The sequence below is a fragment of the Rhizobium sp. P28RR-XV genome (assembly GCF_012641385.1).
In the GTDB taxonomy this organism is placed as follows: domain Bacteria; phylum Pseudomonadota; class Alphaproteobacteria; order Rhizobiales; family Rhizobiaceae; genus Rhizobium.
In genome coordinates, this window is the sequence record NZ_JABAIG010000003.1 from 36,533 (window position 1) to 58,054 (window position 21,522).

Sequence of the window (21,522 nt, forward strand, 5' to 3'; positions counted from 1 at the left end):
AATATCTTCTTGGATTTCCATTTATGGGTTCAGACGATATAACAACTCGTCGCCGCGCGCTTGAATCGGCAGCTTTGCTTTAAATTATAGTTATTCTTCAGTTAAGCTTGCAGATGTTGGCACCGGTGCCCAACCAGTCATATTTCTTGACGTTACCCGCTCCTCCCGGCCGAGGGGAGCATCGAGCTATTGGTTGTGCATTTAGAGGAGCTTGATCGTGAATCATTTGCTGACCAACTCTCAGGCCGGTCGCGCGGTGCAATCGGCAACCCAGTCCAAGGGAAACGACATTCTCAGGCAGGCGCCTTTGGAGCCGGCATTAACCACGGCGACGCTGCCGCCGTGGAGCTGCATAATTTCCCGAACCAGATTAAGTCCTAGTCCGGCGCCACGGCCATCAGGTCCCAGGCGATTGAAGGGCTCAAAAATCTGCTCATGTTCGTCCCTCGCAATGCCGTTGCCCTCGTCGCAGACTTCGATGGAGCCGCTTTTTGCGACGCGTACCGTAATCGTTCCTTGGCGTCCGCCATGGTCTATGGCGTTTTGAACCAGATTCGTCAGCGCTCGTTCCAATGACGTCTGATCGCCCGTCACCACTATCTCATCGCATTCCCGCTCGAAGGCTACGTCATAGCCGGCACCAAGCGCCAGCGGGCCGAGGTCGAATAGCACCTGCTTGGCCATCGCGACTAGATTCACCGGCAGGAAATGGTTCCGCTTCTGGTCGAGGCGCTGAAGGTCGAGAAGTTGACCGGCGAGTGTCGTTAATCGCGCTGCGTCTTCCAGCAGGTCGCGCTTGTCAGTGCCGGCGGGGAGTGCGGAAACGCGCGCGTTCAGGATGGCAATCGGCGTGCGCAGTTCATGGGCTGCCTGGGCCAGAAAATGCTGATGTCGTTCATAGCCCGCATCCAGGCGGCGTAGTGCATCGTTGACCGCACAGACAAGTCCGCTGATTTCGATGGGCACATCGCTCACCTGCAGTCGGACGCCACGCTTGTCAAATTCGATGTGGACGGCTTGCGCTACAGTCCGGCCCAGACCGGTGAGCGCCCGGCGTACCACCAACGGAGTGGCCAGCGACGTCGCTAGCGCCATCAGCACGATGACAGGCAGTATCACCAAGATGAACCCGCCTGAAATACCCTTTGCAAGCCGCTGCGCGGACATCTGCCCTTTTGTACCTGTCAGAATCTGGACCCTCCCGGCGGGACTTTCGATCCATTTGATCACCGCATCGGGTTTTCCGACCAATTCAGGCCGGTCGCTCAGCCGGGCGTCGCTGAGTTGGCCGAGCACCACGACCAGCGGTAAATAGGCGATAGGAATGTTGCCCGCTTGCAGCCGGCGCCCCTCCAGGTCGCGGATGGTGAACCACAGGTCCGGTGCCTTGGCGCGAAGATGAACGAGATCCGGCGTCTCTCGCAGTACCAATCCACCAGCTGCGTCGCGCTCAATCGCTTCGGCCAGCACATCTAGGCTGCCACCTTCATAGTCGTCAAGCAGGTAGCCGGTACTCCAGATCGTCGCAATGACTATGAGAAGGACAACCGCAATCATGCCCGCCTGCAGTGTCACCAGTCTGCTGACGAGCAGCCATTTCAGCGAAGGCTGTCGCATCACACCGTCTCGCGGAGGAGATAGCCGACGCCACGGATGCCGTCGATGGTGATGCCGGCTTGTGCATCGGCGAGCTTGCGACGAACGCGTGAGATATGGGTATCGAGTGCATTTGACTCGATTTCGTCGTTCATGCCGAAGACGGCTTCCATCAAGGTTTCGCGCAGCACCATCCGGCCCATGCGCCGCATCAGCGCTTCAAGCACCAGCAATTCCCGACGCGGCATGCGCAGATGGGCGCCTTGTACGTTTGCCTCACGATGGACGAAGTCGAAAGACATGCGCCCGAGACTGACGATATCGGGCTGCAGATGAACCGGCCGACGCAAGATCGCCCGTAATCGGGCCAGAAGCTCATCGAAGGCAAAGGGCTTGCCGAGATAGTCGTCCGCGCCGCTGTCCAGTCCGGCGACCCGGTCGGCCAGGTCACCCTTCGCGGTCAGCACCAATACAGGCACGACATTGCCCCTGACGCGCAGCAACTTGACCAGCGAGAGGCCATCCCCATCAGGCAGCCGACGGTCCAGCACAACGACATCGTAAATATCGTCGTGAAGGGCGGCCTCCGCCTCCGACAGGCTCGCCACGTCGTCCACAATCATGCCATTGCGAACCAATCCGTTGCGCAGAACAAGAGCCATTGGGCGCTCGTCTTCGACCAAAAGCACACGCATTCAGTAAACTCCATCCCCGCCCGCATCGATAGGGCATTCAAATGGTAGCATCGCTGCATTGAGATAACCTTGCAAAGATCGCCTCATTGCCCCCGATTCCAGCGAGGAACAGCGCGTGCGGCTTTTTGAAGGCCCTCAACATGACAGGTTCTCTCAATCTGGGTGTGTAAGATCTCGCTTGCTCATCTCGAAAGGACGAACCAATGCTCGTTACTCCTAGCCGCCTAACGGCCGATCGTCGTTCCCCGCTTGAGGACGGTCGTCATGTACATCACTGATGCCGCCTCGTTCCTTCTTGCGTGGCTTCGCAACCCACGCGCCATTTCGGCGGTAACCCCGTCAGGCCCGCGCGTCTCGGCTTTAATGACGCAAGGCATTGGGGCAACCACCGGCCCGGTCATGGAACTGGGGCCTGGCACCGGCTCCTTCACTTATTCGCTCCTAGAGCGCGGCGTGCGCGAGGACGATCTCACGCTGGTCGAGCTTAACACCGATTTCGCCGAACTTTTGCAAAGGCGCTTCCCCAAGGCGCGCGTGCTCCGTTTGGACGCAACGCGGATCGGCGAGGCGGACGTGTTCAAAGGCACCTCATTCGGTGTGGTCGTCAGCGGATTGGGTTTTCGTACCATGCGGTCCCGCGAAATCCGCGCGATCCTGGGTGGGGCCTTCAAACATCTCAGGCCCGGCGGCGCATTTCATCAGATCACCTACGGCCCGCGCTGTCCTGTGCCGGATCAGATTCTGGGTCACTTGGAGCTCAGAGAAGCGCGGATCGGCGGAACGATCTGGAACTTGCCGCCAGCTTCCGTCTACCGGATCTCCAGGGCGGCGGATTGCAAAGTCCCGAAATATGCCGAGTTAGCGCGATCGCAGCCCGCATGACGGCTCAGGAACTGGTGGCGCAAGCTCCCGGCACCGTCACACTATTCACGAGCTTTGGGCTGGCTGGCATTTTCTGCCTCGCCATCATGGAGAAATTTGTCCCACTTTTTCCATCCTATATCCTTCTCATGCTTCTCGGGTTGATGATGCCGGATCTTCTTGCGCTTGCCTTATCCATTGCTGCAGTAACGGCAGGTTCCGTCACTGGCGGACTTGGCTGGTATGGCATTGGTTGGGTATTCGGGCCGCGAAGGGTGCGGCGGGTTGTCGCTCGCTATGGCGGATACCTGTTGCTAAAGCTATCCTTCTACGATCGGCTGGCCGGTACTTACCGCCGCAACCATTTCTGGGTAACGCTGTCTGGTCAGGTCATTCCCGCGGTCAGGATCTATCTGGCCCTGCCGGCCGGCGCTTTGCGGCTTGACCCCCGAACCTTCCTGGCGGCGACATCGCTTGGTTGCTTGATGTGGAATGGGTCTTTCCTGTGCCTCGGCTATGCCCTGCGCCGCAGCGGAAGAGACGTAACACAGATCGGCTTGTGGGCCGCAATGGCGATCATTGCGGCCGAGGGCGTAGTCTTGTTCGTCGTGGGCATCAGGAACAAGACCGTCAAAGGCTGAACGCGGACGGCGCTGCCGTCCTCATCGGCTGATATTCCTTAGCGCCGGATGATTTTAGGTCGAATGACCTAAAATCTGAATCCGTGTTGAAATCATATAGATGGAGCATGATGTCGTCCGGAAACCGTTTACACTTTTCGACATTACCCTCCAGGCGTTAGGCCGTGGTCAAGATTATATGCGCCTGAATCTTGGCGGCAACTTCGCCATTGCCATGTCTGTCTGTTATCACGGATGCGGCGTAATCGGTTGCAGCCTCCAGGCTTCCCGCTTCTCTGGCTTCGATTTCGTTGCGAAGAAGCGTTCCCTGACAATAGGCTACGGCCGGTAGGCGCGGCGAGGATGCGCGGCTCTGTTCGGCTCTCGTTTCGATCGTCACATCGGCGAAACCTGCATTCTCGAGATCGCTGCGAATCCGGTCCATATCGTGATAGCCATGCGGGGTACGTGCCAGAAAGCGCGGCGGATCGTTCGGGAAAATCCGGGCCAGCGCGTTCGTCACGTCATCCGCAAAGATATTCTCCTCGATGCGATCCCAGACGTTGAACAGGAAATGTCCCCCAGGCTTCAGAACGCGCTTTGCTTCACGATAGGCCGCGATGCGATCTGGAAAGAACATCGCGCCGAATTGGCAAAAGACGAGATCGAAGGCCGCATTTTCAAACGGCAGCGTCATGGCGTCTGCTTGCCGCCAAATGATGCGGCTGTCTGGCGGTTGCTGCGAAGCCGCATAGTCGAGCATCGGCTGGTTGAGGTCGGTAACGACGTAGCTTGTATCAGGGGACAGCTTGGGCGCCAATGCGCGGGTGACGACCCCGGTTCCCGCGGCAATTTCGAGGACCGCGTCCGGTGCCAGTGACGCTGCCCGTCGCGCAAGATCCGCGGCGAACGGCTCGAAAATCAGCGGCACGATATAACGGTCGTAGTTTTCCGGAATCGAGCCGGCGAATACCTTGTCCGTCTCCAACATTGCCATGATCCCCTGCGCGCCTCACAGGCCGTTACATTAGCATATCGCGCCGGGGGCGTCATTCAGCGTCGCACAGGCGCAAGCCGCGTAGAGCCGATCCGTTCAGCCGGCATCACCGCGCGCAAGCACATCCAGAAGCTGGCTGGTATTGTCGATCGAGAATTGTATGCGCTCGCCCGGCCATACAGACTCGGAATAGGAGATCGGCGTACCCTTGAGATCGACGTCCACTTTTCTCGATACGGCCACCGGCTGGGACATGGACTGGCAGAGCTGCTTGGCCTCCTCGCTTGTCGGCAGACGAACGACGATATCGGTGCGCAGGCGGATATAGTCGGGGATGCCATATTCGGCCAGAATGACGGTTACGCTACGCCCGCTGCGCCGCGCCTCGTCGAAGCCCGGAAAGCGGCGCACCGGATAGTAGGCGTGCGAATAGTTGATCGGCTCCTCGTCGGCAAACCCACGCCGGACGATATGATAGACGGGCTCGCCATGGGGAAGCCGCAAAGCCTCCGCGATCATCTCGGAAGCCGGAACCACCTCTTCATGAATGGCCTGCCCAAGCGGCTCCCTGCCCTGATCGAGCAGGTTCTGGGAAAAGCGCGTGCGTTCCGACAGGCGGTAGTCGAGGCGGCTATCCCTGACAAAGGTTCCGCGCCCCTGCTCGACCAGCACGAGCCCTCGGCTTTCGAGCCGGGAAATGGCGCGTCGTATGCTGTGGCGGCCGACACCGAAACGTTCCATCAGGTCGGATTCGGTCGGAAGCTGCGCCTTGGATGACAGGCGGCCTGTCAGAATATCCTCGGCAATGTCGCTCTCGACCTGTTGCCATTGCCCGTGCAGCAATTTCTTCTCCATGCCTGCTTTCCGAATTCAACCCATGTCATTCGAATGACATATATCGCTACAGCATTAATTTTCAATCTCTGCCCGATGATCGAAATCCACCAAACAACAGCCAAAGCCAATTTCTCCATTGGGCTTTGACCTTTAGTCACACCTCCCTTCACATGAGTGTCATTCGCCATGCTACATAAATATCCGAATGTTTTACTAACCAGTCGGATATCGAGGATAAGATGGTAGGGCTTAATCGTCGTCAATTTATCGCGGGCACGACCGCACTCCTCGGCACATGGATCGCTATGGGGCCGCTGATGGCGACGATCCTATTGTCGATCGTCCCCGTTCTCTTGATGTTCCTGCTGGCACAGCGTTTCATCGTGGACGCACTGGCACCAGGCATTGACGGCAGATAGGCGGAGCATGCCCCGAATAATCGTTATCGGATCGGTAAACCACGATCGCATATGGCAGTTGGATGCTCCGCTGGTTCCAGGCGGACGGATGCAATTTTCGTCCCAAACAACCCGTCTCGGCGGTGGCGCCTTCTATACCGGGCGGCAGTTACTTGAGTTGGGAGCCGATGTCGCCATCGTCTCGCGGCTGATGCAGGACACACAAGGGCAAGCGGCGCTCGAATCGCTGGCAGCAGCCGGCTTCGACACCAGCTACATAGCGATGGTCCCGGGAGAAACCGCGCCACTGGAAATTTTCCTCGAGCCGAATGGAGAGCGGACGATCATCGCGCCGGCCGGACGATCCCAGCCGCTCACGGTCACTGGGAAACTGTCAGGCGCCGGCGTCTATATCAATGCTATTGCTCTCGACAAAAACCTTGTCGAACAGATCGACGCCCAGCCCCTCGTTATCTCGCAATTCCCCCTCCGGCCCGCGACATCCCGCCCTTCCGATTATGTCATTTCCTCGCGTGACGACGTTGCGGATGATCTGACGCTTGCCTGGCAGCGCGCCGGGCAGATCGCCGGTCCGCGCCTGAAGATGCTCGTGCTCACCGACGGCACGCGCCCGATCACGCTGTTTGACGGCTTAAAGGCCGTTGAGGTCGAACCGGCAGCGAAGGTCGACACGGCAAACACGATCGGCGCCGGCGACCGCTTTGCAGGGTCTTTTCTCTTTGCCTTGGTGGAAGGGCAGGCGCCAGCGGCGGCCGCCTATGAAGCAAGCCGCATCACGGCGGAATGGCTACGCCGGCGCGGCGACTGAGGATTTCGCGGCGCCTCAGAAATCGCTCCTTATGCCTGAAAACGTCGTGGACAATTCATTCGAATGATTATAGTTCTCATTCGAATATTTGAAGACTCGCCACAACGAATCCCAAGGCCGAGGACAAGACGATGACTGAGGAGAAGACCGGCAATCCAGTCAGCGCATCCTATACCCACGCACAGGCGCTGGAAATTCTCGCCGCCGGCCGGTCGGCGCAGCTCAAAGCGTCCGGCGTTGCGATGATCGGTGTCTTTCATCATCCGGACGATGTAAAGGCATTGATCGATTAGGAATTGCACCTGCAAGCCATCAAGATCGAGGACGAGCAAGACGATGTGGCTGAGTAATTTTGAAATTGTATTGCAGGACCGCGTGATTGAGCGCGGCGCCATCAGGATCGAAGACGGGCTGATCGCCGATATCAGCGAACGGCGTGTCGACGGGGCAGAGGTAGATGGTCATGGACGGCTTCTGCTGCCCGGCTTCGTCGACATGCATGGCGATATGATCGAAAAATGCGTGGAGCCGCGCGTCAATGTCCGCATGCCGCTCGAACTTGGCGTCTACGACCTCGACAAGAAGCTTGCCGCCAACGGCGTGACGACAGCCTATGCGGCGGTTGCCTTCACACCCGCTACCTATGGCCATGTGCGCTCCGCGGAAAATACCCGCGCGATGGTCGAAACGCTCGCATCCATGCGCGAGGAGTTGCTGATCGACCACCGGGTCCATGGCCGCTTCGAGGTGACCTTCCTGCCTGCGTTGAAAGAAGCGAAGACCCTGATTGATGCCGGTGCGCTCCATCTGATTTCGCTCATGGACCATACACCGGGCCAGGGGCAATACCGCGATATCGAGCTGCACATCGCCAACACGGCGAAGGCCAAGAAGATCAGCGAGTCACAGGCGGCCGAGCTCGTGAAGCAGCGCATGGCTGCGCGCAGCGAACATGGCGACAGCATGGACATCATCAACGGACTGGCGGAATTGGCACGCGAGAACGGCGTCGCGCTGGCCTCCCATGACGATGACACAATCGAGAAGGTCGCGCTCCTGCATAGTCTCGGCGCGGCGATCAGCGAGTTTCCGATCAATATCGCGACGGCGACCGAAGCAAGGCGGCTGGGATTGGCGACGGCCATGGGCGCACCGAATGCGCTGCGCGGCCTTTCCTATTCCGGCAATCTTTCCGCACGCGAAGCCTATGAAGCCGACGTGCTCGATATTCTGGCGAGCGACTATCATCCATCGGCCATTCTGCCGGCCGTGATCGCTCTTGCGGAAATCGGCAAAGGCGGTCTGCCGGCCTCGGCCGCATTGGCAAGCGCCAACCCGGCAAAGGCACTCGGCCTCAACGATCGTGGCCGCATCGCTGAGGGGCTGCGCGCCGATCTGGTGATTGCCGAACGTGGCCGCGTGCCGCGGCTTCGCAGCACGATCCGCGGCGGCAGGATGGTTTGGTCCGACGGTTCCATCAAGAGCTTCTAAGCTCAAGGCAAGACCGGCTCGCACTCCCCGCCGGCATGCGACGCCGGCCCTCAGCGGAAGGGATTTCCCTCCCGCCAATCTATCCGTGTCACATCGCTTTCTGTGGATGCGGCGATCCCTCATAGGCGCCCCAGATCGACTGATCGAAGTTGATCGTGGCACCGGTCATCAGGCCGGATTCCTCTGACGACAGGAAAGCGACGGCGCGCGCGACCTCCGCCGGGTCGACGAGCCGGCCGAATGGCAGAGCTGCAGCCGCCTTTGCCAGCCAATCCTCCGCGGCACCATGATATTCGCGTTGAATGCGATCCTCGCCGTCGCTCGACATCCAGCCGATATTCAGCGCGTTGACCCTGATCCGGTTTCTGAGCAACGCGAAGGCGGTATTTCGGGTCAGCGTGTCGAGCGCGCCCTTGGAGGAGCAATAGGCGCTGATGAAGGGCTGGCCGGCCATCGACGACATCGAGGAGATGTTGACGATGGTGCCTTCGATGCCATTGGCGATCATATTCTTGATCGCGTCCTGCATCAGGAAGAAGGGTGCACGCACGTTGATGGCAAACATCCGGTCGAACAGATCCGGATCGGTATCGAGAATGGTGCCGCGGTCGGTGATGGCAGCGACATTGACGAGCGCATCGATGCGGCCGAATTTTTCGACCGCCGTCGCGATGACTTTGCGGCAGTCCTCGACCTCGCCGAGATCTGCCGTAACGAAATCAACCGGCATCTTATAGCGGTCACCAATTTCCCGCGCCTTGGCTTCGCCCTTGCCGGTGCTGCGGCCGCAAATCGTCAGACCGGCAGCACCCCGTTCGGCAAAGAGCCGCGCAACTTCCGCACCCAGGCCTTGCGTGCCGCCGGTGACGACGGCAAATTTTCCATCCAGTCGGCTCATCGGATCCTCAAGCCTCCCTGCGTGCGGCATGGGCGGCGATCAGTTCGGCAAACCGCCCGGCGTCCGTCCCGGCATCGATCGCCTCAGCCATGATCTGCGCCTGGGTCTTCGGTGCGAGACCGCCGACAGGCGGATCGCTGTCGAGATTGGTCGGGAAGGCGTAGCCCTCGGCCGTCGATGCGATCACATTGGCGATCTCGGCACGGCTCAGCGTGCCGGCATCGAGCGCGGCGAGAAGGGAGGGATAGACCGTGATCGACATGCGGGTACGGTTGACGCTCTCCATCGCCCGCCCGAAGGCCGACGACACCTGCAGGAGATTGGCCATACGGTAGATGTCTTTCGAGACATTGTTGCCGGCTCCATGCATGACCGCCGGATTGAAGAAGACGGCATCCCCCTTCTTCAGCGGCAATTGCACGTGATGCTCGGCGAAATAAGCCTGGAACTCCGGACGACCAAAGGCAATATAGCCTTCGAAGAAGGTCTGCGAATAGGGCAGGAACAGCGTCGGCCCGCTTTCGAGCGGCATATCGCAATGCGCGACCGCTCCCTGCAACGTCAAAAGCGGTGAAACGGCATGGATATGGCCGGGATAGGCCTGCATCTGCTGCGGCGACATGAAGCCCAGATGATAATCGCGATGCGGCTTCTGTGCAGTGCCGCCTGGATTGACGCGGTTCATCTGCGCGGTCATCTGATAGCCGACGCCAAGCCAAGCTTCCGACACCATGGCGACGGTGGTCGAGGCGTAGTAGCGGGCAAAATTCTCGGGGTCCGACAGGCAGTGCTTTTCCAGGGCATTCCAGATACGGTCATTGGCGCCGGGCTTGGCGAAGTGGTCGCCAGCGCCTTTGCCCCTCTCCTTTTCCTCACGGACAATGGCTTCGAATACAGTGGTTGCGCGATCGACAACTGCCGTATCCGGCATGGCATCCTTGATGACGACGATGCCGGGGCCTGAGGTGAAGGCCTCGACCCACTCGGCCATCAGGGCGCGGCGTTCGTCTTCATTTCCGGCGGCGCTGCGAACCTTGTCACCATCATAAATGAGGATGTTTTTCTCGATCCCCGGCGCCGACGGCCAGTCCGTCGGATTGGCGGTCTTTTCGACCACGCTCTTGAAATGATCGAAATTGCCGCAATCGGCCGAAAGCCAAACCTTTTGGCTGCGCCGGCTGGCGACCGTCTGAGCGTCCATGGTGATCTCCTCCCAAAGTGACGTTGGACTTATGGGATTGATCCTAGTCTTGGCCCGACCTATGAGAAAGATACAAAACACCTCAAAAACACCTCAGAAGGAGCCGCCTTGAAATCGCCTTTCCCATTGAAAGACATTGCTCTGCAGGCCGGGCTCAGCCTTGCGACCGTCGACCGGGTAATGCATGAGCGCGACGGCGTGCGCACTGTTACCCGCGCACGGGTTGCAGCGGCGATTGCCGAGCTCGAGCGGCAATATGTGCAGTCCGGCCTGGCTGGACGGCGCCTCGTGATCGATGTCGTCATGGATACGCCGCAGCGCTTTTCCGCTGCCGTCCGCGAAGCCTTCGAAGCGGAATTGCCCGGCATGCGGCCCGCCTCGTTTTCAGCGCGGTTTCATGTGGCCGAGACAATGAGCGAGCAGGAGCTTCTATCGATCCTGCACACCATACGCCGGCGCGGCAGCCATGGTGTCGTCCTGAAGGCGGCCTCCACACCCGCCATCGTCGAGTTTGCCGCCCAGCTCATGGCGGTGAAAATCCCTGTGGTCACGCTGGTGACCGATCTGCCGGAAAATTCCCGCATCGGCTACGTCGGAATGGATAATCGCGTGGCGGGCGCGACCGCCGCCTATCTTCTCGGCCGCATGACCGGAGGGCTGACGGGCAAGGTGCTGGTAACACTGTCGAGCAAGCTCTTTGCCGGCGAAGACGAGCGCGAACAGGGATTTCGTGAAGTGCTGGCGGAGCGCTTTCCTCATCTTTCGGTCGTCCGCATTTCGGAAGGTTTCGGCGTGGACCGCACGACCGAGCTTCTTGTCCGCGATGCGCTGGAACGTGAGCCGGATATTCGCGCAGTCTACTCAGCTGGCGGCGGCAATCGCGCCATATTGAAGGCCTTTGCCGAAGCCCGGCGCGAATGCACGGTCTTTGCGGCGCATGATCTCGATCAGGACAATGTCAGGCTGCTTGCCGCCGGCGAGATCACCTTCGTCATCCACCACGATCTGCGCCATGATGCCCGCAGCGCCTGCCAGCTCATGCTCGCCTATCATCGGATGCTGCCGGCCGACTTCCAGGTGGCGCCGTCGCGGGTCGCGATCGCCACGCCCTTCGAGCCCGCACGCTAGTTCAACGTCGGCCGTTGCATCGGAGATGGAGGCTATTCGATCGCGGTGATTTCCAGCTCCTCCTTGCCGAGGCTTACGACATCGCCAATCTTCTTTCCCATCAGCAATCTTGCGACGGGTGAAACGTATGAAATCGATCCCGCCCTCGGATCGGCCTCATCCTCTCCGACGATACGATATTTCTGCACGCGGCCGTCTTCCCGGCTATAGGTCACCGTGCTCCCGAAGGCGACGACCTCGAACGAGCCGGGAGCCGGCACGACGTCGGCCGTGCGGACCCTTTCAGCGAAATAGCGCGCATCGCGCAATGGGATGGCGCTTTGCCGCCGGCGTTCATTGATGTCTTCGATGGCATTTGCTGTTTCATAGGCTTTTCGCGCTTCCTGAAGCTGTAGCTCCAAAGCCTTCAATCCCGCCTCCGTAACGAGGTTCGGATGCGAAGAAATGGGCCTGTCGGGCAGCACGGTTTCCGCTGCCGCTTCGGCACTTTCTTCCTTCATGAACGCTGTGCTCAATTTCAAACTCCATTTCGGCGCTTCGTATTCTTTTGACATTCCCGACGACGCCCAGCCGGCCAGCCCTCGAACGGCTCGGCCTGAACGATGGGGACGATCGGCAAATCAGCCCTATACTATAGACCAAATGCGATGGCCGATAGAAAGCCCGGGTCGCCGACAAATGCGCTGCCGACGCAGGCGGCATTGGAACCGAGACTGCTTTCAGGCAGCAATCCACAGATCGCCAAGGGTGATGGCGACGCGCCGGTTCAGGCCGATATCGCCGCCATGCCGGGCTGGAAGAGCGAGGTCGGACGCCGGATCGATGCGCTCGTCGTAAGGCCGTCCCCGACGTTCGAAAGGCGGTCAAATGGAATTCGCCACTCTATGGCATGGACGGCGACGGCTCTGGGCATCCATTGCTTCACGAAATACATCAAGGTCGCCCTCTTTCGCGGCGCAGCGCTGCATCCTATCCCGCCCGGAGCTTCGAAAAGCAAGGAGACGCGCTACCTCAATATCCATCAGGACGAGACGCTCGACGAAGCGCAGTTTACCGATTGGGTAAAGCAAGCAAGCCGGCTGCCCGGCGAGAGTATGTAAATCTTTGCCGAATGCATGCCGGGCGATTGATCGGCAATCAGGTCGCGGGCCGCCGGTTGCCGTCGCCAAATCCCAGATCCAAAGTGACTGTTGCAACAACCCTCAAATCGATTAGTCTTCAACAGCCAATTGTGGCGGGTGCAAATCATCGCTTTCGCGGGCTTTGCCCGCAAATTATCAGCGTGAGAAAAATCGATGGTCAGCCTCGGTGTTTTGACGACCTATATATTGGTAGTGCTCGGTCTGATGGTCATTCCAGGGCCTGCCACGCTGCTCACGCTTGCCAGAGCCATCAGCGGCGGCAAGCGTGCCGGGTTGGCAACCGGCCTTGGCATTGCCGCCGGCGATCTCTTCCATACGATGATGGCGACCTTCGGATTGTCGGCGCTGCTCGCCACATCCGCGCTGGCCTTCGAAGTCGTCAAGTTTGCCGGCGTCATCTATCTGATCTATCTCGGCTTCAAGGCTTTCTTCGAAAAGAGCGGCAGCATTGACGTGCCGACCGCACAGGCCATCACGCCCTTGCGCGCGTTTCGGCAAGGTTTTTTCACCGAGATCCTCAACCCGAAGACCGCCCTTTTCTTCCTCGCTTTCCTGCCGCAGTTCATTCATCCGGAAAGCGGCTCGGTCATCGCGCAATTCGCGCTGCTCGGCGCCATCTTCGTCGCCCTCAGCATCGGCGTTACCTCGCTTCTGGCAATCGGAGCCGGCTCGATCGGCGGCTGGCTGCGCCGCAACCGCACCATCGGACGCTGGCAGGGGAAAGTCATCGGCACGATCTATATGGTCCTGGGCGTGAGGCTTGCCCTGCAGCAGCAGTGATGTGCTTTCGTGTAACTAACTGAAGATCAGCGACCGCCTATCAGCGATTGGGCCGATCGGGCAAAGCAAGCTGTCGCCAAGGGACTGCAGCTGCGGCCAGGCTCGACAGCCGCCAACATTTCGCTGCCTGCTCGCAGCACCATCCCGAATCCATCTCGACGCGCGCCGGAAAATTAACCAAACGCTGATCGAGATCGGGTTGCCCGCGGGAGATGACGAGCAAAAACCAGACGACAGGAACTGATAGGCGATAATATTCGTGTCGAGCGCGATCTCACTCGGGCAATAACCGCCGAAGCATGCGAAACCCGGTGCCCAAAACGCGCGGGTTCCCAAGCATCCTCAAGCTTAACGGCGCGAACCGAAGGGACGGAGCGCCATGTGGCGGTTGACATCCTTGTAGAGCAAGTAGCGGAAGGCACCGGGGCCGCCAGCATAGCAGGCCTGCGGGCAGAAGGCACGCAGCCACATGAAATCGCCGGCTTCCACCTCGACCCAATCCTGGTTCAAACGATAGACGGCCTTGCCTTCCAGCACGTAGAGGCCATGCTCCATGACATGGGTTTCCGCAAAGGGAATGACGGCGCCGGGCTGCAGGGTGACGATCGTCACGTGCATGTCGTGACGCAGATCGGAGGGATCGACGAAGCGGGTGGTCGCCCAGCCTCCGCCGGTACCTGGCATGGCCGACGGCGTGATGTCCTTCTCGTTGAGGATGAGCGGCTGCGGATGATCCAGTCCCTCGACAGCCTCATAGGCCTTGCGAATCCAATGGAAGCGGGCATGCACGCCCGCGCGGTTGTGCAGCGACCACTTCAGGCTTGGGGGGAGGAAGGCATAGCCGCCCGGCTGGAGGATATGCTTGCCGGAAGGCAGGGTCAGTTCGATCTCGCCATCGACGACGAAGAGCACGCTTTCGGCCTCGGCATCCTGTTCCGGCCTGTCGCTGCCGCCACCCGGCGCCACCTCCATGACATATTGCGAAAAGGTTTCGGCGAAACCCGAGAGCGGCCGGGCGATCACCCAGCAGCGGGTGACGCTCCAAAAGGGCAGATAGCTCGTGACGATGTCTTGCATCACTCCCTTGGGAATGACGGCATAGGCCTCCGTGAATACCGCCCTCCCCGTCAGGAGATCGCTCTGCGGCGGATGACCGCCAAGAGAAGAATAATAGTTTCTTTGCATCGTCTGGACCCTTCATTCTCATAGTTTCGCCGAGGCTGCGGCATGCGCCTCCGCCATATAGCGGATTGCGCTAAAAGCGGAAATGCCGCGTCACGTGGCCCCTGCTTTCTCAAGCAATTCTACAATCTTGCCGTAGCCACGGCTGCGCGCATGCTGAAGCGGCGTTAGGCCGTCATTATCGGCGAGATTGACGTTCGTGCCGGCACCGATCAGCAGTTCAACGATCCGGACGTGAGACGGGCCGCCGTCACCGAGGATGATCGCCTCCAGCAGGGCCGTCCAGCCGAGCCGGTTGACGTGATCGACATCGACCCCGGCCTTGATCAAGGTATCGACCGTTTCGACATGGCCGCGCTCGGACGCGGGAATGAGCGCCGTACCGCCATAGCGATTGATGCTTTTAAGATCCGCGCCGTGGGCGAGCGTGAGCTTTAGAATATCAAGATGGCCGCGAGCACCGGCATAGAGATAGGGACTGTCCTCAATCTCGTCCTTGGCGTTGACGTCTGCTCCTGCCTCGATCAGCGCCCGCGCGGCCTCCACTTTGTTGCCATGCGTCGCGACGAGCAGTGCCGTCGCGCCGCCTGCGTCTCGCGCCTCGATGGCAGTGCCGTCGACGAGCAGGTCCCGGATGGCGGTGACGTCGCCCGCCGTGGCTTCCTTGTGTAGTCGAAGATCCATTGTATCGCCGAAGGCAAGGAAAGGCGTGCAGACAGCCGTCAGGAAAAGCCAGGCCGACAGCAAAAGTTTCAACATGCCTCATCCCGTTGATGTGTTTGCCCAAACCTAGCAGGGAACCCCGCTTCAGAAAATCAAATATCCAAGCCGGGACCGCTGAGAAAATGAAAACACTTTCACGATTTTCCGTTGCAATGACCCAGGCATGACCTCACCGTTTTCCTCGCCAGCCCCTGTCCGCCGCCACGACCGAGGGAGGAATGGAGCCGATCTCCAGCCGCACGCAGAAGCCTTGGCCGGCGTCGGGGAACAAAACTCTTCCGCTGTGAATCTCGGCCGCCTTCTTGACCAAATTCAGTCCCAGGCCGGCTCCGGAGGAACTGGCATTGATGCGGCGAAACGGCTCAAAGACACGATCGCGCTCTGCGAGCGGTATGCCGGGACCTTCGTCGCAGACATCGATCGTGCCGGCTGACCCGACCCGAACGACAATCGCGCCTTTTCCCCCCGCATGATCGATCGCATTTCGGATCAGGTTGACGACCGCCATCTCGATCGTCGAGGTCTGGATCACAAACACCGCTTCCTCGGGGCTCGGCTCGAAGTCGAAATCGTAGCCGGCATCCATCGCGATCGGCGCGAGGTCGGCGGCGATGTTCTCGACCACGATATTCAGATCTTTCTTTTCCGCGCGCAGCTCGACCGCGCCGATGGCCTGCATTTCCAGAAGCTGATGCGCAACGCGGGAGAGGCGGTCGATATCGTCCCGAAGCTGATGGCTCACCTCGGCATCGGGGAGAAGATCGGCCCGCGTCCGCGCAATCGCAATCGGCGTTCTCAGCTCGTGCGCGGCGTCGGCGAGGAAGCGATTATGCCTTTTATACCCTTCATCCAGCTTCGAAAGCGCATGGTTAAACGCGTCCACCAAGGGAATGATTTCGGTTGGCACCTTCGAACGCTCAAGCCGGGCTGAGCGGGTATCGAAATCGATCGCCTGTGCCTGTGTTGCCGTTTCGACGAGACCGCTCAGCGACCGGCCGACGGCGCGCGGCGTGACGAGCAGCGTTGCGATACCCGTGAGCGCCAGTATGGGAAACACACCGATGACGATGACGAATGCCAAAGCCGGCAAGACCCTGAACCATTCGATTTCGCCATGGGGACCCTTGGCGACCTCGACACGCATATTGATCCACACATTGAGGCCATCATTGTCAAAGCCCCGTTCGGTGGCCGCCATGATCTGCAGCTTGCCGACGGAAGTCTCCCGGTTCTCGACCGTGGCATGCGCGCCATTGCCAGCTTCCACCCTCGCCCGGTCGATCGTCCAGGGAAAGCTTTGCTTGAGAGCGGCTGCCGGTATCTCTCCATATTGAAAGAGGATCCCCTTATCGTCGCGGACGGTGAACCAGAGCTCCGGATAGCGCTGCTTCAGCTCGACGACCTCCTGCGTCTCGGCTACCTGCAGCTGCCCGTCATCGTCCTTTATGACCTGTTGCGCGACGACGCGGACCGCCTCTTCGTTGGCATCCTCCAGCTCCGGATTGATGATCCAGATCCAGCCGACGAGAAGAACGAAAAAGAGAACGAGAATAAAGGCCTGCAAGGCGATGAGGCGCTTTATCAGCCCCCACCGCAACGACCGGCTGCGCTCTGTCTTCATGCCTTGGTCCGGATTAGATAGCCAATGTTTCGAACGGCTCTTATCTCGACCGTGGCTTCGGCCAGCAGGAGCTTCTTCCGGATTCGCGAGATGTGCGCGTCCAAGGCATTCGATCCGATTTCGTCCTCCAATGCGTAAACCGCCTCGATCAGGTTCGGCCTCGTAACGATACGGTTCGGACGGCGCATCAGCGCCTCCAGCACAAGGTATTCGCGTCGGGGAAACTCGACAAGCGACCCGGCAATGGAGATTTCACTGCTTCGCGGATCGACACTGAGATTGCCGAAACTCAGATATCTGTCTGAAAGTGCCGGGCCGCGTCTCTGGAGAGCTCGCAAACGGGCGAGCAATTCCTCGATGGCGAAAGGCTTGGCAAGATAATCGTCGGCCCCGCTGTCAAGTCCGTCCACACGATGGTCGACAGTGCCGAGAGCGGTCAGGACGAGGATCGGCACGGGATGCCTGCGTTGACGAAGCGCAGCAACAAGATCGAGGCCCTCGCCATCCGGCAGGCGACGATCGAGGACTAGGACATCATAGGTCCCGACGCGGGCCATGGCATCCGCATCGGCAATCGTTCGGACGTGATCGGCGAGCACATCGCGGCGCCTCAATGCCTCGAGCAGTGCTCGAGCCATTTCGGGCTCATCCTCAAGAAGCAAAATTCGCAATGACTTCCCCCCAAAGAACGGCCTTGCCATCCCTTGCCCCACTGACAGCCAAAGATTGCAGCTACATTACACGCAGATTTACGAAGTGGTATCGGCTTGCGCCGGTTGCTGCCGGCAGCAACCGGCGGGACATGGCCGGAACGTCACTATCTTTCCAGCAAGCGCGCGAGCATCCGCCTGATGTGATCCTGGCCGCCAAGGAAAATCGCGGCAACGACAATCGCCCGAGGCTCCTCGACCGGCAGAAACCAGATCGCAGCCCTGTCACGCCGCAGGAAGCGGATGCCGGGATGGACATCCGATCGCAACGTTCCGATGCATGGCGTCTCGACCAGCCGATCGATCGCCAGACGAAGCGCGCGAACACGCTCGGCGGCGCGCTCGAGAGCTTCCTCGGGCGCATCTCCGAGGTTCAAATAGGCCGCGAACAGATGGTCGAAGATCAGCTCGAAATCGCGATCAGCCTCTCTTGAATATTCAAGATTCCACACGAAGAGCTCGCCGCTTCCGCTCGATCATGCTTTCGATCCGCTCTTCCATGTCCGTTCCAGAGATTTTCGGCCCATCGACCCGGCGTTGGATGAGCGTGCGGAGCGCCTCCGTCACTGCGGCCTCCGTCTCCGTTTTTTGCCGCAGCAGCTCCAGACCCTGCTGGAGGACGGAGCTCAAGCTGGAATAGCGTCCCGTCTCGACGAGCGAGCGGGCAAATGCATCTTGCTGATCCGTCAACGATATCGACGACTTGACGCTCACTGGCTATCTCCTTCAAGCGTTAAAGTGCGACCCAGTCGCATATATGTCAAGGCGTCGTATCAAGGAGACCTCGATCTTTGGGCCTATTGACGGCGCTTTGCCGTATCGTTGACGCCGCCCAGATCCGGCGCCATCCCATAACTCATATTCTTCATCTGCTGGATGACGCGCGCCATCTCCTCGTCATCGAGAATGGGAGGCTCGCCGAGCGTCAGTGCCTGAACATAAAGACGCGACAGGGTTTCGACTTCGATGGCAAGGGCAAGCGCGGCCGCCGGCGTCTTGCCGAGCGAGATCTGACCATGCTGACCAAGCAGGCAGGCGAGCCTGTCCTGCAGCGCCTCGATGGCCGCGTCCGAAAGGGCCTGCGTGCCGAAGGTGGCATAGCGCGCGCAGCGGATCGTCGTGCCTCCCGCGACGCCAGTCATATAGTGGAAGCTCGGGATGGTCTTGTGGTGCACGGCAAGCGTGGTCGCGTAGACCGAATGGCAATGGAGAACGCACTCGATGTCCTGGCGGGAGGCAAGGATATCGCGATGAAAGCGCCATTCCGACGACGGCCGGCGCTCACCCTCGTAACTGCCGTCAAAATACATCTGCACCAGGTCCCGTGGCTGCATCGCGTCATAGGGAAGAGATGTGGGCGTGATCAGGAAGCCCTTGGGATTGCGCACAGACATGTTGCCCGCCGTTCCCTGATTGATGCCGGACGCGTTCATCCGGCGGCAGATTTCTACCATTTCCTCGCGCTGGGCGTTGTCGTCGTAAGTCGTCACGATATTTGCTCCATGGTCTTGATCAGCGTCTGCCAGCGGCGCTGATAGGATGAAAGGTCGGGAAAGCCGGCAATATCCGGCGCCTCTGCGGCCAACGGCGCCGGCGAAATGCGCTTTTCATGGGCGGCGAGCATGGCGGCGCCCGTGGCCGTGCCGGTCGTGCTGCGGCTCACAAGCACCCGCCGGTCGGGCAGGAGGGCGGCAACAGCGGCGCCATAGAGGGGATCGACGACAAAACTCCCGTCGAGCACCACCGTTCCCGCTGCAGGCAGATCCCCGATGCAAGCCGCCGTCAGCAGCGCCGAATAGAGCATGGCGAGCGTGAAACGGACGTCCCCATCGTCGGCAAGCGCGCCCACCAGTCGGCCATGGTGCGCCGTGCCGGGAAAGAGCCCATCGTCCGAGCCGAAGGTCGGCAGCGCAAAGGTGCCTGAGGCGACGATCCGCCGCAGAGCCTGCATCGAGGCCGGGCCTGAGGCCTTTGCGGCAACGGCGGAAAATTCACGCCCACCCATGGTCAGCATGCCGGGCATCGGATTGCCGAACACATCGGCATTGCAGGAATGACCGGGCAGCTCGATATCGAAATCAACGCCGAGGCGATCCGTGAGCGCGACGATCCACGTGCCCGTCGAAATGACCGTAAAATCGGAGAGATCGGCGGCCTGGTAACGGTAGACGTTTGCCGAGGAGTCGTGCACGCCGCACAGGATGCGCGTCGTTGCCTTCAGGCCGCAGCGCCTGGCAAGCTCCGGCTTCAGGCCCCCCAGTGTCTCCCAGGCCCGCCGCATTGGCGGCATCAGGCGCTGCCAGCCGCGGCTTGCAACGAGCGCGGCCGGCCGCCCGTCGGCCGAGGCCCAAAGATGCGACTGGGCCGCCAGGCTCGTAACCTCGCTTGCCAAGACCCCGGAGAGGCGGAAAGCCCAATATTGCGGGGTAGCGAGATAGGCGCTCGCAGCAGCGAATGTCTCTGGCCAGTGCATTTCCTGCCAGAGCATTTGCCGCGCGAGATGCGCCGCGCCCAACATGATGGCGCTTGCCCTTTCGCGATAGGGACCGACGATCGCCCTGTAGCAGGCGTCGACATCGGCGGGAATGGGCTGCTCGTAGTCGATCATCGGCATTGCCGCGCCCTGCCTATCGACCAGCACGCCCCCGGAACCATGCGCGCAGGTGACGATCGCGCCTATGTCATGCCGTTTGCCCAATGCTGCCAGGTTATCGATGAGCCAGCTTTCCAGCTCGTCAAGGTCGTGATGGCGATAGGGCGGCGCCTCCTTGACCCTGTTTGGCGTCGATAGCGTTTCCAGCACATGACCGTCATCGGTTGCCGCCGACAGCTTCACATTCGTCTTGCCTATGTCGAAAACCGCGACGATGCTCATTTCGGACCGAGAAAACGTGTTGGCAGCAGTCCCATGAGATAGGGCCTCGCCGTCTGAACCAGGGCGACGAAGATGAGAATGCCGCCCCATATCGCGACCGTCAGATAGTTGCTGAGGCCGAACTGGTTGAAGCCCGAGGAGATGACCTGCAGGATCGCAAGCGCCAGCATCAGGCCGCCGGCCGTACCAAAGCCGCCGAACGGGTCGACGCCGCCAAGCACCGCCGCAAGGATCGTTACCAGCAGATAGGATTGCGCATAATCCGCACTTGCCGAATTGAACGTCGCCAGCATGACCAAGGCGGCAAAAAAGCAGATCAGGCTCGACATGACGTAGACGCCGACCAGCACCCGGCGCGTGTCGATCGCCGAATAGCGCGCGGCCTCGATGTTGGAGCCGATCATGGCGCAGGCGACGCCGAAAGCGGTACGTCGCAAAATGAGACTGACGACAATGGCCACGACGATCAGCAGCAGGAATATCAGCGGCACGCCGACGATAGTCGTCGTGCCGATGCGGCTGAAGCCGTCCGGTATGCCTGAGAGCGCCATGCCGCGCGTGAGATAGATGCTGATCCCGTCGATCAGCGATTTCGTGCCGAGCGTGATCAGGATCGGATGGACGCCGGTATAGGCGACCAGCAGACCGGTCGCGAGGCCGATGAGCAGGCACAATGCGAGACCGGCGGCAAGCGCCAGAACGATCACCGCGGTTGCCGTCCCGATGCCGCTGTCAGGCGTGATCAGGCTCTGCATGGTGAAGGCCATCAACAGCGCGCATTGGTTCGTCGTCGCGATGATCGCCAGATTGAGGCCGCCTGTTATCAGCGGCGCCATCATCGCCAGGGACAGGAGTCCGAGCAGCGGCAGCTGGTACATGAAGGACTGCAGCGTGCCGAGCGAAGCGAAATTCGGAATGAAGAGCGAGAAGCCGAAAAT

General features: G+C 60.2%; 25 protein-coding genes. 9 read left to right on the forward strand and 16 right to left on the reverse strand.

The genetic code is table 11. The features are described from left to right. Positions 1 to 240: 240 nt before the first annotated feature. Positions 241 to 1,617 (reverse strand): sensor histidine kinase, encoded by a 1,377-nt coding sequence (locus HGP12_RS07065; RefSeq protein WP_168839610.1) that lies wholly within the window; start codon positions 1,615 to 1,617, stop codon positions 241 to 243. Beyond that, entirely contained in the window at positions 1,617 to 2,291 is a 675-nt protein-coding gene (locus HGP12_RS07070) for a response regulator transcription factor (RefSeq protein ID WP_168839609.1), read from the reverse strand. The genes HGP12_RS07065 and HGP12_RS07070 overlap by 1 nt, the downstream gene beginning before the upstream one ends. A gap of 264 nt (positions 2,292 to 2,555) precedes the next feature. On the opposite strand from HGP12_RS07070, the gene HGP12_RS07075 reads away from it, so the two are divergent. Together HGP12_RS07075 and HGP12_RS07080 are read left to right on the forward strand one after the other, a co-directional pair. Continuing rightward, complete coding sequence (locus tag HGP12_RS07075; protein ID WP_168839608.1) at positions 2,556 to 3,173, forward strand: class I SAM-dependent methyltransferase; 618 nt, start codon at positions 2,556 to 2,558, stop codon at positions 3,171 to 3,173. Continuing rightward, positions 3,170 to 3,793 carry a DedA family protein gene (locus HGP12_RS07080; RefSeq protein WP_168839607.1) on the forward strand — a complete coding sequence of 208 codons (624 nt, stop codon included), beginning with the start codon at positions 3,170 to 3,172 and terminating at the stop codon, positions 3,791 to 3,793. Before HGP12_RS07075 ends, HGP12_RS07080 begins: the two co-directional genes overlap by 4 nt. Before the next feature lie 157 nt (positions 3,794 to 3,950). Here the strand turns inward: HGP12_RS07080 and HGP12_RS07085 are convergent, their stop codons facing one another. Further along, on the reverse strand, positions 3,951 to 4,763 hold the full coding sequence (locus HGP12_RS07085; RefSeq protein WP_168839606.1) for a class I SAM-dependent methyltransferase: 813 nt from the start codon (positions 4,761 to 4,763) through the stop codon (positions 3,951 to 3,953). A 102-nt stretch (positions 4,764 to 4,865) separates the two neighbouring features. Further along, entirely contained in the window at positions 4,866 to 5,624 is a 759-nt protein-coding gene (phnF, locus tag HGP12_RS07090; protein WP_168839605.1) for a phosphonate metabolism transcriptional regulator PhnF, read from the reverse strand. Between the two features lie 221 nt (positions 5,625 to 5,845). Between phnF and HGP12_RS07095 the strand changes: the two genes are divergently transcribed. The 4 genes from HGP12_RS07095 to HGP12_RS07110 all read left to right on the forward strand — a co-directional run bounded on the left by HGP12_RS07095 (position 5,846) and on the right by HGP12_RS07110 (position 8,324). Beyond that, positions 5,846 to 6,025, forward strand: a complete 180-nt coding sequence (locus tag HGP12_RS07095) for a hypothetical protein (protein WP_205926370.1) — start codon at positions 5,846 to 5,848, stop codon at positions 6,023 to 6,025. 7 nt (positions 6,026 to 6,032) lie between these two features. Then, positions 6,033 to 6,833, forward strand: coding sequence for a PfkB family carbohydrate kinase (locus HGP12_RS07100; protein ID WP_168839604.1), 801 nt, complete (start codon positions 6,033 to 6,035; stop codon positions 6,831 to 6,833). Positions 6,834 to 6,964: 131 nt separating this feature from the next. Next, entirely contained in the window at positions 6,965 to 7,126 is a 162-nt protein-coding gene (locus tag HGP12_RS33935) for a hypothetical protein (protein WP_168839603.1), read from the forward strand. Next, the gene (locus HGP12_RS07110; protein WP_312862866.1) at positions 7,122 to 8,324 is read left to right on the forward strand and encodes an alpha-D-ribose 1-methylphosphonate 5-triphosphate diphosphatase; all 1,203 of its coding nucleotides are present in this window, start codon (positions 7,122 to 7,124) and stop codon (positions 8,322 to 8,324) included. The genes HGP12_RS33935 and HGP12_RS07110 overlap by 5 nt, the downstream gene beginning before the upstream one ends. Positions 8,325 to 8,412: 88 nt before the next feature. Here HGP12_RS07110 and HGP12_RS07115 read toward each other — a convergent pair whose 3' ends face one another. After that, a complete protein-coding gene (locus tag HGP12_RS07115) occupies positions 8,413 to 9,222 on the reverse strand; it encodes an SDR family oxidoreductase (protein WP_168839601.1) in 810 nt (269 codons plus the stop codon). Positions 9,223 to 9,229: 7 nt separating this feature from the next. Continuing rightward, on the reverse strand, positions 9,230 to 10,423 hold the full coding sequence (locus tag HGP12_RS07120; RefSeq protein ID WP_168839600.1) for a phytanoyl-CoA dioxygenase family protein: 1,194 nt from the start codon (positions 10,421 to 10,423) through the stop codon (positions 9,230 to 9,232). A gap of 108 nt (positions 10,424 to 10,531) precedes the next feature. On the opposite strand from HGP12_RS07120, the gene HGP12_RS07125 reads away from it, so the two are divergent. After that, on the forward strand, positions 10,532 to 11,551 hold the full coding sequence (locus HGP12_RS07125; protein WP_168839599.1) for a LacI family DNA-binding transcriptional regulator: 1,020 nt from the start codon (positions 10,532 to 10,534) through the stop codon (positions 11,549 to 11,551). 32 nt (positions 11,552 to 11,583) lie between these two features. Here the strand turns inward: HGP12_RS07125 and greA are convergent, their stop codons facing one another. Beyond that, entirely contained in the window at positions 11,584 to 12,066 is a 483-nt protein-coding gene (greA, locus tag HGP12_RS07130; RefSeq protein WP_168839598.1) for a transcription elongation factor GreA, read from the reverse strand. Between the two features lie 132 nt (positions 12,067 to 12,198). Between greA and HGP12_RS07135 the strand changes: the two genes are divergently transcribed. After that, positions 12,199 to 12,651 carry a DUF1801 domain-containing protein gene (locus HGP12_RS07135; RefSeq protein ID WP_246703277.1) on the forward strand — a complete coding sequence of 151 codons (453 nt, stop codon included), beginning with the start codon at positions 12,199 to 12,201 and terminating at the stop codon, positions 12,649 to 12,651. Positions 12,652 to 12,846: 195 nt separating this feature from the next. Next, on the forward strand, positions 12,847 to 13,473 hold the full coding sequence (locus HGP12_RS07140; protein ID WP_168839597.1) for a LysE family translocator: 627 nt from the start codon (positions 12,847 to 12,849) through the stop codon (positions 13,471 to 13,473). A 348-nt stretch (positions 13,474 to 13,821) separates the two neighbouring features. Here the strand turns inward: HGP12_RS07140 and HGP12_RS07145 are convergent, their stop codons facing one another. The 9 genes from HGP12_RS07145 to HGP12_RS07185 form a co-directional block, all read right to left on the reverse strand. Further along, the gene (locus HGP12_RS07145; protein WP_168839596.1) at positions 13,822 to 14,658 is read right to left on the reverse strand and encodes a bifunctional allantoicase/(S)-ureidoglycine aminohydrolase; all 837 of its coding nucleotides are present in this window, start codon (positions 14,656 to 14,658) and stop codon (positions 13,822 to 13,824) included. Between the two features lie 90 nt (positions 14,659 to 14,748). Further along, on the reverse strand, positions 14,749 to 15,339 hold the full coding sequence (locus tag HGP12_RS07150) for an ankyrin repeat domain-containing protein (protein ID WP_246703299.1): 591 nt from the start codon (positions 15,337 to 15,339) through the stop codon (positions 14,749 to 14,751). Positions 15,340 to 15,547: 208 nt separating this feature from the next. Further along, positions 15,548 to 16,999, reverse strand: a complete 1,452-nt coding sequence (locus HGP12_RS07155; protein WP_168839594.1) for a sensor histidine kinase — start codon at positions 16,997 to 16,999, stop codon at positions 15,548 to 15,550. Further along, positions 16,996 to 17,670 (reverse strand): response regulator transcription factor, encoded by a 675-nt coding sequence (locus HGP12_RS07160; RefSeq protein ID WP_168839593.1) that lies wholly within the window; start codon positions 17,668 to 17,670, stop codon positions 16,996 to 16,998. The genes HGP12_RS07155 and HGP12_RS07160 overlap by 4 nt, the downstream gene beginning before the upstream one ends. A 146-nt stretch (positions 17,671 to 17,816) precedes the next feature. After that, entirely contained in the window at positions 17,817 to 18,161 is a 345-nt protein-coding gene (locus tag HGP12_RS07165) for a type II toxin-antitoxin system RelE/ParE family toxin (protein ID WP_168839592.1), read from the reverse strand. Further along, positions 18,148 to 18,423, reverse strand: a complete 276-nt coding sequence (locus HGP12_RS07170; protein WP_168839591.1) for a type II toxin-antitoxin system ParD family antitoxin — start codon at positions 18,421 to 18,423, stop codon at positions 18,148 to 18,150. The genes HGP12_RS07165 and HGP12_RS07170 overlap by 14 nt, the downstream gene beginning before the upstream one ends. An 83-nt stretch (positions 18,424 to 18,506) precedes the next feature. Beyond that, positions 18,507 to 19,163 (reverse strand): class II aldolase/adducin family protein, encoded by a 657-nt coding sequence (locus HGP12_RS07175; protein ID WP_168839661.1) that lies wholly within the window; start codon positions 19,161 to 19,163, stop codon positions 18,507 to 18,509. A 32-nt stretch (positions 19,164 to 19,195) separates the two neighbouring features. Beyond that, complete coding sequence (locus HGP12_RS07180) at positions 19,196 to 20,584, reverse strand: FGGY-family carbohydrate kinase (protein ID WP_168839590.1); 1,389 nt, start codon at positions 20,582 to 20,584, stop codon at positions 19,196 to 19,198. Beyond that, complete coding sequence (locus HGP12_RS07185; protein ID WP_409526824.1) at positions 20,581 to 21,462, reverse strand: ABC transporter permease; 882 nt, start codon at positions 21,460 to 21,462, stop codon at positions 20,581 to 20,583. The genes HGP12_RS07180 and HGP12_RS07185 overlap by 4 nt, the downstream gene beginning before the upstream one ends. Positions 21,463 to 21,522 lie beyond the last annotated feature (60 nt).

Coding starts and splice junctions, on each gene's coding strand:
- HGP12_RS07065 (WP_168839610.1), bottom strand. CDS start 1,617: ATGCGACAGCCTTCGCTGAAATGGCTGCTCGTCAGCAGACTGGTGACA.
- HGP12_RS07070 (WP_168839609.1), bottom strand. CDS start 2,291: ATGCGTGTGCTTTTGGTCGAAGACGAGCGCCCAATGGCTCTTGTTCTG.
- HGP12_RS07075 (WP_168839608.1), top strand. CDS start 2,556: ATGTACATCACTGATGCCGCCTCGTTCCTTCTTGCGTGGCTTCGCAAC.
- HGP12_RS07080 (WP_168839607.1), top strand. CDS start 3,170: ATGACGGCTCAGGAACTGGTGGCGCAAGCTCCCGGCACCGTCACACTA.
- HGP12_RS07085 (WP_168839606.1), bottom strand. CDS start 4,763: ATGTTGGAGACGGACAAGGTATTCGCCGGCTCGATTCCGGAAAACTAC.
- phnF (WP_168839605.1), bottom strand. CDS start 5,624: ATGGAGAAGAAATTGCTGCACGGGCAATGGCAACAGGTCGAGAGCGAC.
- HGP12_RS07095 (WP_205926370.1), top strand. CDS start 5,846: ATGGTAGGGCTTAATCGTCGTCAATTTATCGCGGGCACGACCGCACTC.
- HGP12_RS07100 (WP_168839604.1), top strand. CDS start 6,033: ATGCCCCGAATAATCGTTATCGGATCGGTAAACCACGATCGCATATGG.
- HGP12_RS33935 (WP_168839603.1), top strand. CDS start 6,965: ATGACTGAGGAGAAGACCGGCAATCCAGTCAGCGCATCCTATACCCAC.
- HGP12_RS07115 (WP_168839601.1), bottom strand. CDS start 9,222: ATGAGCCGACTGGATGGAAAATTTGCCGTCGTCACCGGCGGCACGCAA.
- HGP12_RS07120 (WP_168839600.1), bottom strand. CDS start 10,423: ATGGACGCTCAGACGGTCGCCAGCCGGCGCAGCCAAAAGGTTTGGCTT.
- HGP12_RS07135 (WP_246703277.1), top strand. CDS start 12,199: ATGGCCGATAGAAAGCCCGGGTCGCCGACAAATGCGCTGCCGACGCAG.
- HGP12_RS07140 (WP_168839597.1), top strand. CDS start 12,847: ATGGTCAGCCTCGGTGTTTTGACGACCTATATATTGGTAGTGCTCGGT.
- HGP12_RS07145 (WP_168839596.1), bottom strand. CDS start 14,658: ATGCAAAGAAACTATTATTCTTCTCTTGGCGGTCATCCGCCGCAGAGC.
- HGP12_RS07150 (WP_246703299.1), bottom strand. CDS start 15,339: ATGGATCTTCGACTACACAAGGAAGCCACGGCGGGCGACGTCACCGCC.
- HGP12_RS07155 (WP_168839594.1), bottom strand. CDS start 16,999: ATGAAGACAGAGCGCAGCCGGTCGTTGCGGTGGGGGCTGATAAAGCGC.
- HGP12_RS07175 (WP_168839661.1), bottom strand. CDS start 19,163: ATGGTAGAAATCTGCCGCCGGATGAACGCGTCCGGCATCAATCAGGGA.
- HGP12_RS07180 (WP_168839590.1), bottom strand. CDS start 20,584: ATGAGCATCGTCGCGGTTTTCGACATAGGCAAGACGAATGTGAAGCTG.
- HGP12_RS07185 (WP_409526824.1), bottom strand. CDS start 21,462: ATGTACCAGCTGCCGCTGCTCGGACTCCTGTCCCTGGCGATGATGGCG.